Raw genomic sequence first — 13,976 nt, 5'->3', positions numbered from 1 at the left:
TACACCGTATCACACACACTCTTCCCCTCCCCCCCGCTCTCCCTATTTGGTGGCGCGCATTTGGGGGTTTGTTGCTTACCGGCGGGGGGGGGCCCCCCCCTCTGGGGTGGGGGGGCCCCGCCGTTCGTCTTTTCGGGTGCGGGGCTGTGGGGGCTCGTCCCCGCGGGACTCGCCCTCTACGGCGTGACCGGGATGTTCGTCAGGCCCCGGCCGCCGGTCACCGTGTTGCTCGCGTACACCGTCGTCGCGCAGCTGCCGCTCTGGTTCGTGACGTTGATGGCCAGCTGCCGGTCGCCCGTCGCGCCCGACAGGGTCGACTTGTTGCCGCGGAAGACCGTGCCGCAGCCCCAGCCGGACTGCTGGGTGTGGGTCTCGTAGCCGTTGTTGAGGGTGTTCTTGCCGGTGTTGTTCTCGATGACGTAGTTGTTGCCCTTCACGTCGACCCACGAGTCGTCGTAGTGGTTGCCGGTGAGGCCCCTGCCGTCGAAGGTGTTGCCCGAGACCTTGCCGCCTGTCGTGCCCTCCTTGAGGTCGATCGCCTCGCCGCCGACGTCCGGGCCGATGGTGTTGCCCAGGATCTGGACGTTGTCGCTCTTGTCGGAGAGCGTGTTGGCGGTGCCTACGTAGACGCCCTCTCCCATGCCCCGGCCGTCGTTCCCGGTGTCGTGGATGCGTGAGTTCCTGAGCACGCCGTCCTTGCTCGACTTCCGGAAGTGGGCGCCCTCCATGTCGAGGCCGTGCACCGTGACGGTGTCCACGACGACACCCCTCGCGGAGTCGATCATGATGCCCTTCTGGCCGCCGGTGACGGTGATGCCCTTCACCGTCCAGTACGCGGCGCCGTTCAGATGCAGGCCGTAGCCGCCGCCCGCCCTGAGCACCGCCTTCGCTGAGCCGGTCAGCGTGATGCGGGAGCCGGCGCTCGCGGCCACGGTGGTCTTGAAGTTCCCGGAGTACGTGCCGTCGGCGAGGTGGATCGTGTCGCCGGGGGAGGCGTCGGTGAGCGCCGCCTTGAGCTGGGCGGCCGTGGAGACCTCGATGGTCCGCGCGGGCGTCGCGGCGGAGGCGGTCGCGGCCAGGGTCGTCGAGGCGGTCGCCGCCGTGAGCAGGGTCGCCAGCAGGGTTCGTCGGGTGCGCATGTGGGGGTGACCTTCCCGTCGGGAGCATGGCGCTCTGAAGGTTCTGGTAGGTGAACTCGGGGTGTGCATATGAACGTTGAGAAGGTAGGGGCGGGGCATGTGCGCGTCAAGGTATGGACCAGCGGTGGTCGTCGAGAGGGACGTGCGGGGTGCGGGCGGGAATGCGCGGGCCGCCGCGCGCGTTCTCCGTTACGAACACGAGGAGGAGCGGTCACAGTGCTTGATCCGCAGGGTTTGTACGCATGGGAGCCGAAGGGCCTCGCCGTCGTAGACATGGCGCTCGCCCAGGAGTCGGCCGGACTGGTCATGCTCTACCACTTCGACGGATACATCGACGCGGGCGAAACCGGCGACCAGATCGTCGAGCGGCTCACGGACAGCCTCCCCGGGCAGGTGGTGGCGAGATTCGACCACGACCGGCTAGTGGACTACCGCGCCCGGCGCCCGCTGCTCACCTTCCGGCGCGACCGCTGGAGCGACTACGAGGAACCGACGCTCGACGTCCGCCTCGTCCAGGATGCCACCGGCGCGCCCTTCCTGCTGCTCTCCGGGCCCGAGCCCGACGTCGAGTGGGAGCGTTTCGCCAAGGCCGTCCAGCAGATCGTTGAGCGGCTCGGGGTGCGCCTCTCCGTGAACTTCCACGGCATCCCCATGGGCGTCCCGCACACCCGCCCCGTGGGCCTCACGCCGCACGGCAACCGCACCGACCTGGTGCCGGGCCACCGCAGCCCCTTCGACGAGGCCCAGGTGCCGGGCAGCGCGGCCTCCCTGGTGGAGTACCGCCTCCTGGAGGCCGGTCACGACGTGCTGGGCGTCGCGGCGCACGTCCCGCACTACATCGCGCGCTCCACGTACCCGGACGCGGCCCTCACGGTCCTGGAGGCGATCACCGCCGCCACCGGCCTGGTGCTGCCCACCGTCGCGCACGGACTGCGCACCGAGGCGCACCGCACCCAGACCGAGATCGACCGGCAGATCCAGGAGGGCGACGAGGAGCTGGTGGCACTCGTCCAGGGCCTGGAGCACCAGTACGACGCGGCGGCGGGCGCGCAGGACCGCGGCAACATGCTCGCCGAGCCGGCCGACATCCCGTCCGCCGACGAGATCGGCCGCGAATTCGAGCGCTTCCTCGCGGAGCGGGAGGGTGACGCGTGAGGTCGCGCCCGCCCGGGGCCTGTCCGCCCGGCAGGCCCTAAGCTGCCGGTCATGCTGAAAGTGGGCCTGACCGGCGGAATCGGTGCCGGCAAGAGCGAGGTGTCGCGGCTGCTCGTCGCGTCCGGTGCCGTGCTGATCGACGCGGACAAGATCGCGCGTGAGGTGGTGGAGCCGGGAACTCCCGGCCTGGCGGCCGTCGTTGAGGCCTTCGGGCGGGAGGTGCTCGCTCCGGACGGCTCACTGGACCGGCCGAAGCTGGGCGCGATCGTCTTCGCCGACGCCGAGAAGCTGGCCGTCCTGAACTCCCTTGTGCATCCGCTCGTGGGCGCCCGCTCCGCCGAGCTCGAACAGTCCGCGTCCGCTGACGCGGTGGTCGTCCACGACGTGCCGCTGCTCGCGGAGAACGGCCTCGCACCGCTGTACGACGTCGTGGTCGTCGTCGACGCGAGCCCCGAGACCCAGCTGGACCGCCTGGTGCGGCTGCGCGGCATGAGCGAGGCGGACGCCCGCGCCCGGATGGCCGCGCAGGCGCCCCGCGAGAAGCGCCTGGAGATCGCGGACATCGTGATCGACAACGACGGCCCACTGGACGGACTCGCAGAACGGGTCAACGAAGTCTGGGCAGACCTCACCCGAAGGGCAAGCGCCCCTTAGGGGGCGCGGGGAACTGCGCGAGCAACCAACACTGGCCCGCACCCGCCGCTGAACCGCCGGAGGCAGACGCGTCTGCGGCGGCGGGCCCGGCGGCTCGCCCCCCCGCGCACGTGAGGCGAATGTGCGGAATAGGCGAGGGTGCGGCGCGCGTTGACACGGGGAAGTGAGGGAAGGAGCCCGGCGTGCCCGAGATAACCCCGGAGACTCATGTCATCGATTTCCGCGCGGCCGAGCAGCTCCTCGCCGCCCGGGACCCGCGCGGCGCGGTGAAGCTGCTCGACACCGTCATCGCCGCCCACCCCGAGAACACGGCGGCCCGCCTCCTGCGGGCCCGCGCCTTCTTCGCCGCCGCGCAACTGCGCGCCGCGGAGCTTGAGTTCAGCATCGTCCTGGAGCGTGAGCCGGACAACGCCTTCGCGCACTTCGCGCTCGCCCGCACCTACGAGCGCGGCTCGCGGCCCGAGCAGGCGCGCCGCCACTTCCGGCTCGCGGCCGCCCTGGACCCGCAGCCGGAGTACCTGGCGGCGGCCCGCTTCGACGACTGAGGCCCCGGAGAGGCCGGGCTAGGGGGCGTCCGGCGGATCGTAGGGCGGGATGTCCCGGCCCGGCTGGTAGTGCGCGCCCTGCCGCATCCGGTGCACGACCCACGCCAGATCGGCGGCGACCACCAGCAGCAGCACCCCGCACGCCACCGCCCACCCGGTCCGCCCGGCGAGGGCGAAGGCGGCGGTGCCGAAGCCTGCCCAGACAAGGCCCCATACGCTGAACCACAGGCGCATCCGCAGCGGACTGCGCGCGGTCACCGGTTCACTGCCTGTGCGCATCATGAGCGGTCATCTCCTCCTTCACAGGATAGAGAGGGTGGGAACGTGCTGGAAGCGCTCAGGTCCGACGCACGGTTCGCGGCCTGGCTCCGGGAGCTGGAGAGCGCGGCGGAGCCGCGGGCGGAGGCGGTGCTGCCGGACGCCGACGAGCTGCCGGACGTGCTCCTCGACCTCGGCGTGCCGCACGAGGACATCAACCCCCTCGTGGCGCTGCGCGGCCGGCTGTGGGCCGACCCGGAGGCGCGGTGGCTGCTCGACCGCTGTGTGGACGCCGTCGTGCGCGACATGGGGGTGGTCGGCCGCGGCGGCCGCGTCCTCGCGCTGCCCGAGGCGTGCGGTGAGCTAGGGCGCTGCTTCTACGTGTACGTGTTCGTGGCGGCGCTGGAGCAGGTGCGCGCGTACCACCGGGCCCGCGGCATCCCCGACGACGTCTCCCGCCGCACCCTCGCCGACCTCGGCCGCCACATGGCGGTGCACCGCAGGGCGCGGGGCAGCCGCGGCCTGCTCGTGCCGGGGTGGCACGGCCTGCACTTCCGGGGCGAGCTGTACCAGTTGGGGCGCCTGCAGTTCGAGCGTGGCGTCCTGGACGAGCGCATGGGAGCCGCGACCGCCGCGGCCGGGCATCCGGCGGGTCCGGGCGACCCCTGTCTGAGCCTCCACATCGCCGACTTCCGGGGGCCGTTGACGCCCGAGGCCTGCGACCGGTCGCTGTCCCTGGCGCGGGCGTTCTTCGCCCGGCACTTCCCGGAGGAACGATATGAGACAGCCGTCTGTCACTCCTGGCTGCTCGACCCACAGCTGAGGGACCACCTGCCCGCGGATTCGAACATCGTCCGCTTCCAGCGGCGATTCCATCTCGCCGACGGTTACGAGCGGGAGCCCGAGGACGGCGACCCCGTCGCCTTCGTCTTCGGTGACCGCGATCTCCCCGTGGCGGAACTGCCCAGGCGGACACGGGTGGAGAGGGCCGTGGGCGACCATCTGCGGGCGGGCGGCCACTGGTACGGCGGACATGGCTGGTTCCCGCTGGACGCGCGGGAGCCGTGAGGAGTCCGGGAACGGGGGAGGGACGGCCTTCGTTGGCGGGGCATGAGCGTGGAGATGCGTGAGGGATACGGGGGCACGGGACCCGGCGCGATCACGCCGGACGGCTGCGCGGTCGAGCTGTACACGCGCCTGTCCGTCGGGGACGAGCCGGATGTCGTCGAGGGCGCCGTGCCGGCCGGGGCGCACATTCTGGAGCTGGGCTGCGGCGCGGGCCGGGTGACCCGCCCGCTCCTGGAGCGCGGCTTCCGGGTGACCGCCGTGGACGAGTCCGCCGAGATGCTGGAGAAGGTCGCCGCGCTCGACGGCGGGGTGCGGACGGTGCTGAGTCCGATCGAGCGGCTCGACCTGGACGAGAAGTTCCCGGTCGTGATGCTCGCCTCGTTCCTCGTGCACACCGGCGACACGGCGGTGCGGCGCCGCATGCTGCGGGCCTGCCGCGAGCACGTCACGGACCGGGGCTGTGTGCTGATCCAGCGGGAGGGCGCGGACTACCACACGAACCTCCCGAGAGAGCGGGTCGACCCCAGTGGCTACACGGTCCGGATCCTCTCGGCGGAGCCCGTCGGGGACGGCGTGAACGAGGTGCGCGCGGAGTACGTCTTCCAGGACGCCGTATGGACCCAGACGTTCCGCGCCCGCCCGCTCACTCCGGAACAGTTCGAGGAGGCGCTCGCGGAGGCCGACCTGAAGGTCGACAAGTACCTGACGGACGACGGCACTTGGGTGCGGGCCGTCCCGGTGGGCTGAGAGAGGGCCACCGCACCGCCGTCCGCGCCACGTGACCCCGGCCCCCCCAGTACCCCGCAGGCACCTCAGCGCCCCGAAGGCGATCGGCGGGTCAGGCCTTCGGCGTCCGGAGGCGTTCCATCTCGCGGCGGTCCCGCTTCGTGGGGCGGCCCGTGCCGCGGTCCCGGATGCCCGCGGGGGCGACCGCCTCGCGGGGCGGCGGGGGCGGCGAGTTGTCGACGTAGCACTCGACGGCCACCGGTGCGCCGACGCGCTTGCGGATGAGGCGCTTGACGATCACGACGCGCTCCCGGCCGCCTGCCTGCCGCAGCCGCACCTCGTCGCCCACATGCACGCCGTACGAGGGCTTGACGCGCTCGCCGTTGACCCGGACGTGGCCGCCCTTGCACGCGGCGCCACCGGCCGAGCGGGTCTTGACGAGGCGGACCGACCAGATCCAGCTGTCGACGCGCACCGAACCCTCGTCCGTCGAACCGCCGCCGGAACCGCCTCCCGGGCCGCCGCCCGTCCCGCCGCCCCCTGTAGCTGAAGTCTCCGAAGCCATGTGTCGACCTTAGAGCCTGTCCGGCGCGCCATGCCGGGCTCCCGGCGAGCCGTCCGGAAACCGCTGAACCCCGGCACCCATAATCCGGACGAATCACGGTAATCGGTCCGAACGTGACGTACGACTCCCAGGGGTGCTGTTCATGACGTCTTTCGAAGCCACCGTCGACGCCCTGATGGACGGGCTGCGGGCCGACCTCGTACGGCTCGCCTCGATTCCCTCGATCTCCTTCCCCGGATATCCGCCCGAGCCGGTCGAGCAGGCCCACGACCTGGTGGCCGGGCTGTTGCGCGGCGCCGGTGTCCCGCGGGTGGAGCGGCTCGACCTGCCGGACACCGCCCCGGTGGTCCTCGGCGAGATCCCGCCCCCCGAGCCCGGCGCCCCGACCGTTTTGCTCTACGCCCACTACGACGTGCAACCCCCGGGCGACGAGTCGCTGTGGCGGTCCCCGCCCTTTGAGCCGACCCCCGTCGAGGGCGGCCTGCGCGGCTGCGGCATCGCGGACGACAAGGCCAACGTCATCGCCCACCTGGGCATGCTGCGGGCCTACGGAGGCCGTCCGCCGGTCGGCGTCAAGCTCGTCATCGAGGGGCAGGAGGAGTACGGCAGCGCCTTCGAGGGCCACCCGCCCACCGACCCGGAGCGGTTCGCCTGCGACGCCATGGTGATCGCCGACCACGGCAACATCCGCCCCGGCACCCCCACCCTCGCCACCGGACTGCGCGGTGCCTGCGAAGTGGTGGCCGAGGTCCGCACCCTCGAAGAGCCGCGTCACAGCGGGGAGTTCGGGGGCGCCGCGCCCGACGCGCTGCTCGTGCTGCTCAAGGCGCTCGGCACCCTCCACGACGTGCACGGGGACGTCGCGGTCGAGGGGCTGCGGCGCGAGGACTGGACCGGGACGACGTACACGGAAGAGGAGTTCCGCTCCCTGGCGGGCGTGCGCGAGGGGGTGCCGCTGATCGGCAGCGGCAGTCTCGGCGAGCGGCTGTGGAGCGGGCCCGCGATCACCGTGATCGGCCTGGACGCGCCGAGCGTCGACCGTGCCGCGTCCGCCGTCGTGCCGTACGCCAGGGCCCGGCTGAACCTGCGCGTCCACCCCCGGCAGGACCCGAAGGAGGCCCAGGGCCGGCTGGTCGCCCACCTGCGCTCGCTCAAGCCCTTCGGCATCCCGCTCACCGTCAGGCCCGGCGCCGCGGGACCGGGCTACGAGGCGGCCACCGGCGGCCCCGCCTACCGCGCCGCACGCGCCGCGCTGAAGGAGGCCTGGGGCACGGACGCCTCGTACGTCTCGACCGGCGGCTCCATCCCGCTGGTCAACGGCCTCGCCAAGGCGGCGCCCGGCGCGGAGGTCCTGCTCTTCGGCGCCCAGGACAGCATGTGCAACCTGCACGCGCCGAACGAACGCGTCCTCTTCTCGGAGCTGCGCAACACCGTCGTCGCGCTGTGCGCCTTCGCGCGGGAGTACGCGGCGGACTTCCGGTCGGCGGGCGGCACCGCGTGAGCACGAGCCACGCGCCGGTCGGCGGGGACCCCGCCGAAGGCCCCTCGGGCGAGCGGGGGAAGCGCACGTTCACCTTCCCCAGTGCCCTGACCGTCCTCGCCGTCGTCACCCTCGCGGTCTGGCTGCTCGCCTTCCTCGTCCCGTCGGGGCAGTACGACCGCGACCGCTCCGGCGCGCCCGTCGAGGGCACCTACCACCGCGTCGACTCCGGGCAGTCCTTCGTCGACCGTCTCAACGACCTCTTCCTGGCGCCCGTCAACGGGCTCTACGGAATCCAGGACGAGAAGACCTCGCTGGTCGCGCCCGACAACGTCGGCGCGCTGTACGGCAGCGCGGGCGTCTTCCTGTTCGTGCTGGCCATCGGGGCGTTCATCACCGTCGTCTTCGCGACCGGTGCCCTCGACCGCGGCATCGGGCGGCTCGCGCACCGGCTGCGCGAGCGCGGGGCCCTGCTCATCGCCGGTGTCATGGCCGTCTTCTCCGTGCTCGGCACGGTCGAGGGCTTCGCCGAGGAGACACTCGGCTTCTACGGCCTGATCGTGCCGCTCATGCTCGCCCTCGGCTACGACCGCATGACCGCCGTCGGCGTGATCATCCTCGGCGCGGGGGTCGGCGTGCTGTGCTCGACCGTCAACCCCTTCGCGACGGGCGTCGCCTCCTCCGCGGCCGGTATCTCCCTCGGCAACGGGATCGTGCTCCGCTTCGTCATGTGGTTCGTCCTGACCGGCGTCACGGTCGCGTACGTGATCCGGTACGCGAAGCGCGTACGGAAGGAACCGGGGCGCTCGCTGTCCGGGTTCCTGCCGGGCGACCGTGAACAGTCCGCCACCGAGGCGGAGGAGGTGCCGGAGCTGACCCGCCTGCACAAGGCGGTGCTCGTCGCCACCGCGCTGGTCTTCGCCTTCATGATCTTCTCGGTGGTGCCCTGGTCGAGCGCGCTCACCGGCAAGGCCGACGCGCGGCCGTACGGCTTCGAACTCGGCTGGTCCTTCCCGCAGTTGGCGGCCCTCTTCCTGTGCGCGGCCGTCGTCGTCGGGCTCGTCGCGCGGATGGAGGAGCAGCGGCTCAGCTCCACGATCATCCAGGGCGCCGCCGACTTCGTCTCGCCCGCCCTCGTCATCCTGCTCGCCCGCGGCGTCACGACGATCATGAACAACTCGAAGATCACGGACACCGTGCTCCACTCCATCGAAGGCGTGGTGAAAGGCACCTCGTCGGGGCTCTTCGCGGTCATCGTCTTCCTCGTGAACCTGCCGCTCGCCTTCCTGATCCCCTCCACCTCGGGCCACGCCACGCTCGCCATGCCGATCCTCGCCCCGCTCGCCGACTTCGCCGGCGTCTCGCGCGCGGTCGTCGTCACCGCCTGGCAGGCGGCCAGCGGCTGGATGAACCTGTGGGTGCCGACGACGGCGGTGACCATCGGCGGGGTGGCGCTCGCGAAGGTCGGCTACGACAGGTACCTGCGGTTCGTGTGGCCGCTCCTCGCCGCCCTCGCCGTCCTCGTCTGCGGCTTCCTGGCGCTGGGCGCCGCGCTGACGTGAGCGTACGGGGGAGGGGCGGCCGTGGCGCCGACGTGGGCATACGTACGGTGGAGGGCATGGACGGCCTGAGCGAACTGGATCAGCGGATCACCGGGTGCCGCGCCTGCCCCCGCCTCGTCGACTGGCGCGAGGAGGTCGCGCGCACCAAACGCGCCGCCTTCGCCGACTGGACGTACTGGGGGCGCCCGGTGCCCGGCTTCGGCCCGCACGACGCCGCGCTCCTGCTCGTCGGCCTCGCGCCCGCCGCGCACGGCGCCAACCGCACGGGCCGCATGTTCACCGGCGACCGCTCGGGCGAATTCCTCTACCCGGCGCTGTACGACGTCGGCCTCGCCTCCCGCCCCACCGCCGAGAGCGCCGACGACGGCCTGGAGCTGTACGGCACCCGCATCACCTCGCCCGTGCACTGCGCCCCGCCCGCCAACAAGCCCACCACGGAAGAGCGTGACACCTGCCGCTCCTGGCTGGTCAGCGAGCTGAAGCTGCTCGCGCCGACGCTCAGGTCGGTGGTCGTGCTCGGCGGCTTCGGCTGGCAGGCCGCCATGCCCGCCTTCGCGGCGGCGGGCTGGCGGGTGCCGAAGCCGCGCCCGGCCTTCGGGCACGGCGCGCACGTCCGGCTCGAAGGCGGCGAGGGCCAGGAGCCGCTCGACGTCTTCGGCTGCTTCCACGTCAGCCAGCGCAACACGTTCACGGGACGCCTCACGCCCGCGATGCTGCGGGAGGTGCTGCGCTCGGCGGCCTTCGAGGCGGGCCTGCACCCGAACGGCCCAGCAGAGTGAGCCGCGCCCGGCACTGATTCCTAGCGTGAGGACGTGGACGAGACTCGTACGGCCAAGCCCTCCGACGCCCTCGGGGCCAAGCCCTCCGGCGCCGCCTACCGCAATCTGGCCGTGGCGACCATCGGCTTCACCCTCACCTTCTGGGCCTGGGACCTGGTGGCGCCGCTCGGCAGCGACTTCAAGGACCGCCTCGGCCTGAGCTCCTTCGAGCAGTCCCTCCTGGTCGCCGTGCCGGTGATCGTCGGCTCGCTGGGCCGGGTGCCGGTCGGCGCCCTCACCGACCGGTACGGCGCCCGGCTGATGTTCCCGCTCGTCTCGGCGCTCACGATCATCCCGGTGCTGCTGATCATTCCGGCGAAGAACAGCTTCGGCGCGATGCTCGCGGTCGGCTTCCTGCTCGGCCTCGGCGGGACGACGTTCGCCATCGGCATCCCGCTGGTCAACTCCTGGTTCCCGCCCGCCCGCAGAGGCTTCGCGCTCGGCGTCTTCGGCATGGGCATGGGCGGCGTGGCGCTCTCCGGATACTTCACGCCACGCATCGCCGAGCACGGCGACAACCTGCCGTACGTCATCGTGGCGATCGCGCTCGCCGCCTTCGCGGTGCTCGCCGCGTTCCTCATCAGCGACCGCCCCGACCGGCCCGTGCCCACCACCTCCCTCGGCACCCGCCTGGGGCAGGCGGGCCGGCTCCGGGTCACCTGGGAGCTCTCCGCGCTCTACGCGATCGGCTTCGGCGGGATCGTCGCCTTCGGCGTGTACCTGCCCACGTACCTGAAGACCTGGTACGACCTCTCGCCCACCGACGCCGGGACCAAGGCGGCCGGATTCGCGCTCGTCACCGTCGTCTTCCGACCCGTCGGCGGCTGGCTCTCCGACCGGCTCCACCCGGCCACGGTCACCACCGTCGCCCTCGCGGTGGTCGCCCTCTTCGCCGTCGTACAGGCCTTCGACCCGGCGCTGAACCCGGTGGGCACGATCTGCTTCCTCGTCATGGCGGCGGGTCTCGGCACCGCGAGCGGCAGCGTCTTCGCGCTCGTCTCCCAGGTCACCCCGCAGCCCCAGGTCGGCTCCGTCACCGGCATCGTGGGCGCGGTGGGGGGCCTCGGCGGGTTCGTGCCGCCGCTGGTCATGGGCGCCATCTACAGCGCCAAGGACTCGTACTCCATCGGCTTCATGCTCCTCTCCGACCTGGCGCTCGCGGGCTGCGTGTACGCGTACGGGCGGATGCGAAACGCCCGTGCGGAGTGACGAGGGCACCACCTAGGCTGCCCCGATGGGCCTCTATCCGGACATCGAACCCCACGACAGCGGCATGCTCGACGTCGGCGACGGCAACCGCGTGCACTGGGAGGTCTGCGGCAATCCGCACGGCAAGCCGGCCGTGGTCCTGCACGGCGGCCCCGGATCCGGCTGCACGCCCTTCTTCCGCCGGTACTTCGACCCCGACGCATACCGCATCGTCCTGCTCGACCAGCGCGGCGCCGGCCGGTCCACGCCGCCCGCGAGCGACCCGGCCACCGACATGGGCGTCAACACGGTCAAGCACCTGATCGACGACCTGGAACTGCTGCGGCGCCACCTGGGCGTCGAGAGGTGGCTCGTGTGGGGCGCCTCGTTCGGGTGTGTGCTGGGCCTGCGGTACGCGCAGACGCACCCGGACCGGGTCTCGGAACTGGTCCTCACCGGCATCGCCACGGGCAGCCGCGCCGAGGTGGAGCTCATGACGCGGGGGCTCGGGCGGATCTTCCCCGAGGCGTGGCGGGCGTTCCGCGACGCGGTGCCGGAGGAGGACAGGGACGGCGAGCTGGCCGCCGCCTACAACCGGCTCCTGGAGTCGCCCGACCCGGCCGTGCGGGCCACCGCCGCGCGGGCCTGGACGGACTGGGAGACGGCCTTCGTGCCCGCGCCCCCGAGGTCCGTCCCCCGCTACGAGGACCCCGACTTCCGGTTCCGCTTCGCGCGCACCGTCACCCACTACTTCGCCAACGACCACTGGCTCGGCGGCGACGAGGTCGTCCTGCGCGACGCGTACTCACTGGCGGGCATCCCGGGCGTACTGGTCCAGGGCAGCCTGGACTTCGGCAACCTCCTGGGCATCCCGTGGCGGCTCCGGCAGGCGTGGCCCGGCAGTGAACTCGTCCTCGTGGACGACGCGGGACACAACGCGGGGGCGCGTGGCATCGCGGACGAGCTGGCGACGGCGACGGACCGCTTCCGCCGGCCCTGAGCCGTTCCGCCCGACGCGGCGATACGCGGCGATACGCGGCGATTCCGCTCCGGCGGAGTGCTCCACCGCTCTTCCCCGGCGGAGTGCTCTTCCGCTCTTCCGGGTGAACTGCCGGGGACGGGCCCCGGCCGGGGCGCCTCGATCGCCCACACTCCGGGGAAAGCGCCGAGCACCGCCGGCGCCGGATCAGCCCGAACGACTGGAGCCGCCCGGTGTCCCAGCAGCCCTTCCGCCGTTCCCGTCCGCGACCCCGACGCACCCTGACCCGAGCGATCCTCGCCGCCGCCCTGCTCCTCGGCGCGGCGGTGACCGGCGGCGTGGCGGCGTACGGAGCGGGGTCCGCGGAGCCGGCCGAACCCGTGTTCTGGGTCGACCCGCACAGCGCCGCCGCCCGCCAGGTCGCGGAGTGGCAGGCGGCGGGCCGCACCGAGGACGCCCGCCTCATCGAACGCATCGCGGGGCGCCCCCAGGCCGTCTGGCTCAGCGACGAAGGCCCCGGCGCGGTCGTCCGCACCCATGTCGAGGCGGCGGCGATGGCGGGGCGCACCGCGGTCCTCGTCGCCTACTTCGTCCCGCACCGCGACTGCGGCTCCTACTCCGCGGGCGGCGCCCGCGACGCCGCGCACTACCGCCGGTGGATCGACGACTTCGCCTCCGGACTCGGCACCCGGGGCGCGTACGTGATCCTGGAACCCGACGCCGTCGCCCAGCTGGTGGCGGGCTGCCCGGAAGCCGACGCCGACGAGCGGTACGAACTGCTCGCCCACGCGGTCCAGCGCCTCAAGCGGCAACCGGCCACGAAGGTCTACGTCGACGCGGGGAACGCCGCCTGGATCCCCGACGAGCGGCGGCTGGTCGCCCCGCTGCGCCGCGCCGGGATCGCCGAGGCCGACGGCTTCGCGCTGAACGTGTCCAACCACCAGACGGACCAGGTGACCTCCGAGTACGGCCACCGGCTCGCCGCGGCACTCGGCGGCGACAAGCACTTCGTCATCGACAGCAGCCGCAACGGCAACGGCCCCTACTCGGGCAGCCAGCCGTGGTGCAACCCGCCGGGCCGCGCCCTCGGCACGCCGCCCACCACCCGCACCGGCACACCCCTGCTCGACGCCTACCTGTGGGTCAAGCGCCCCGGCGAGTCCGACGGCACGTGCCGGGGCGGGCCGCGGGCGGGCCAGTGGTGGCCGGAGTACGCACTGGACCTGGCGCGCAGGTCGCGCGGCTAGTCTTGCTGAACGGGGCCGTCGGGGACGACGGCGGTGGCGGTGATCTCGACGAGCTGGCCGCGGTAGCCGAGACAGGACGTGCCGAGCAGCGTCGAGGTGTGCGGGCCCGCGTGCAGGTCGCTGAGGCTGACGACGTCCCACGCCGTGGTGAGGTCGGCGGGTTCGTGCCCGACCACGTACACGGTGCTGGCCACGACCTGCGACAGGTCGCTGCCCACCGCGCGCAGGGCCTCGTCGAGGTTGGCGATGACCTGCTCCGTCTGGCGGGCGATGTCGCCCTCCCCGACGAGGTTGCCCTCGGGGTCGAGCGGGACGGAGCCCGCCATGAAGGCGAGCCGGGTGCCGGCTTCGACGACGGCGGCGTGGGCGTAGCCGGGGGGCGGGAAGAGGGTGGGCACGACGGTGCGGGCGGGCGTGGTGGCGCGTTCCGGGGAGGTCATGCCGCGATCGTGCGCGACATCGTTCGCGTACGCACCTGAATTCCGCGGAACTCGCGTGGCACCGGACGCCTCCCACTTGGTCGACCCGCGCGGTTCATGGCCCGGCACGCGTTGTCAGTGGCCTCGCCTAGGGTGGCGAGCACGGTGACAGG

The 13,976-nt window shown here is 72.7% G+C and carries 15 protein-coding genes; 11 read left to right on the top strand and 4 right to left on the bottom strand.

The window, feature by feature from the left end:
• Nucleotides 1–176 precede the first annotated feature (176 nt).
• The gene (locus AB0H82_RS23205; protein ID WP_362995603.1) at nt 177–1,139 is read right to left on the bottom strand and encodes a sheath polysaccharide-degrading enzyme; all 963 of its coding nucleotides are present in this window, start codon (nt 1,137–1,139) and stop codon (nt 177–179) included.
• Between the two features lie 216 nt (nt 1,140–1,355).
• Here AB0H82_RS23205 and AB0H82_RS23200 point away from each other — a divergent pair, with 216 nt between their 5' ends.
• From AB0H82_RS23200 to AB0H82_RS23190, 3 genes are all read left to right on the top strand, one after another.
• A complete protein-coding gene (locus tag AB0H82_RS23200; RefSeq protein WP_362995601.1) occupies nt 1,356–2,294 on the top strand; it encodes a PAC2 family protein in 939 nt (312 codons plus the stop codon).
• 51 nt (nt 2,295–2,345) lie between these two features.
• Nucleotides 2,346–2,948, top strand: coding sequence for a dephospho-CoA kinase (coaE, locus tag AB0H82_RS23195; RefSeq protein WP_362995599.1), 603 nt, complete (start codon nt 2,346–2,348; stop codon nt 2,946–2,948).
• Nucleotides 2,949–3,130: 182 nt separating this feature from the next.
• Nucleotides 3,131–3,493 (top strand): tetratricopeptide repeat protein, encoded by a 363-nt coding sequence (locus tag AB0H82_RS23190; RefSeq protein ID WP_362995597.1) that lies wholly within the window; start codon nt 3,131–3,133, stop codon nt 3,491–3,493.
• Between the two features lie 18 nt (nt 3,494–3,511).
• Here the strand turns inward: AB0H82_RS23190 and AB0H82_RS23185 are convergent, their stop codons facing one another.
• Nucleotides 3,512–3,772 carry a DUF6343 family protein gene (locus AB0H82_RS23185; RefSeq protein WP_362995623.1) on the bottom strand — a complete coding sequence of 87 codons (261 nt, stop codon included), beginning with the start codon at nt 3,770–3,772 and terminating at the stop codon, nt 3,512–3,514.
• Nucleotides 3,773–3,901: 129 nt separating this feature from the next.
• Between AB0H82_RS23185 and AB0H82_RS23180 the strand changes: the two genes are divergently transcribed.
• Together AB0H82_RS23180 and AB0H82_RS23175 are read left to right on the top strand one after the other, a co-directional pair.
• Nucleotides 3,902–4,819, top strand: coding sequence for an acyltransferase domain-containing protein (locus tag AB0H82_RS23180; RefSeq protein ID WP_362995621.1), 918 nt, complete (start codon nt 3,902–3,904; stop codon nt 4,817–4,819).
• Between the two features lie 42 nt (nt 4,820–4,861).
• Nucleotides 4,862–5,566 carry a class I SAM-dependent methyltransferase gene (locus tag AB0H82_RS23175; RefSeq protein WP_362995595.1) on the top strand — a complete coding sequence of 235 codons (705 nt, stop codon included), beginning with the start codon at nt 4,862–4,864 and terminating at the stop codon, nt 5,564–5,566.
• A 91-nt stretch (nt 5,567–5,657) separates the two neighbouring features.
• Here the strand turns inward: AB0H82_RS23175 and AB0H82_RS23170 are convergent, their stop codons facing one another.
• A complete protein-coding gene (locus tag AB0H82_RS23170; RefSeq protein ID WP_362995593.1) occupies nt 5,658–6,110 on the bottom strand; it encodes an RNA-binding S4 domain-containing protein in 453 nt (150 codons plus the stop codon).
• A gap of 142 nt (nt 6,111–6,252) precedes the next feature.
• On the opposite strand from AB0H82_RS23170, the gene AB0H82_RS23165 reads away from it, so the two are divergent.
• The 6 genes from AB0H82_RS23165 to AB0H82_RS23140 all read left to right on the top strand — a co-directional run bounded on the left by AB0H82_RS23165 (nt 6,253) and on the right by AB0H82_RS23140 (nt 13,384).
• Nucleotides 6,253–7,611 carry a M20/M25/M40 family metallo-hydrolase gene (locus AB0H82_RS23165; RefSeq protein ID WP_362995591.1) on the top strand — a complete coding sequence of 453 codons (1,359 nt, stop codon included), beginning with the start codon at nt 6,253–6,255 and terminating at the stop codon, nt 7,609–7,611.
• Nucleotides 7,612–7,697: 86 nt separating this feature from the next.
• The gene (locus AB0H82_RS23160; protein WP_362995619.1) at nt 7,698–9,152 is read left to right on the top strand and encodes a Na+/H+ antiporter NhaC family protein; all 1,455 of its coding nucleotides are present in this window, start codon (nt 7,698–7,700) and stop codon (nt 9,150–9,152) included.
• A gap of 56 nt (nt 9,153–9,208) precedes the next feature.
• Nucleotides 9,209–9,931, top strand: coding sequence for a uracil-DNA glycosylase (locus AB0H82_RS23155; protein WP_362995589.1), 723 nt, complete (start codon nt 9,209–9,211; stop codon nt 9,929–9,931).
• Between the two features lie 33 nt (nt 9,932–9,964).
• Nucleotides 9,965–11,179: an MFS transporter gene (locus AB0H82_RS23150; RefSeq protein WP_362995587.1), complete on the top strand. Its 1,215-nt coding sequence runs from the start codon at nt 9,965–9,967 to the stop codon at nt 11,177–11,179.
• A 25-nt stretch (nt 11,180–11,204) separates the two neighbouring features.
• Nucleotides 11,205–12,158 (top strand): prolyl aminopeptidase, encoded by a 954-nt coding sequence (pip, locus tag AB0H82_RS23145; RefSeq protein ID WP_362995585.1) that lies wholly within the window; start codon nt 11,205–11,207, stop codon nt 12,156–12,158.
• A 305-nt stretch (nt 12,159–12,463) separates the two neighbouring features.
• Nucleotides 12,464–13,384, top strand: coding sequence for a glycoside hydrolase family 6 protein (locus AB0H82_RS23140; RefSeq protein WP_362995617.1), 921 nt, complete (start codon nt 12,464–12,466; stop codon nt 13,382–13,384).
• On the opposite strand, the gene AB0H82_RS23135 is transcribed toward AB0H82_RS23140, so the two are convergent.
• Nucleotides 13,381–13,824 (bottom strand): RidA family protein, encoded by a 444-nt coding sequence (locus AB0H82_RS23135; RefSeq protein WP_362995583.1) that lies wholly within the window; start codon nt 13,822–13,824, stop codon nt 13,381–13,383. The genes AB0H82_RS23140 and AB0H82_RS23135 overlap by 4 nt on opposite strands.
• Nucleotides 13,825–13,976: the final 152 nt, after the last annotated feature.

The sequence above is a fragment of the Streptomyces sp. NPDC050732 genome (assembly GCF_040654255.1).
Classification (GTDB): domain Bacteria; phylum Actinomycetota; class Actinomycetes; order Streptomycetales; family Streptomycetaceae; genus Streptomyces.
This window is presented reverse-complemented; position numbering and strand designations above follow the sequence as displayed.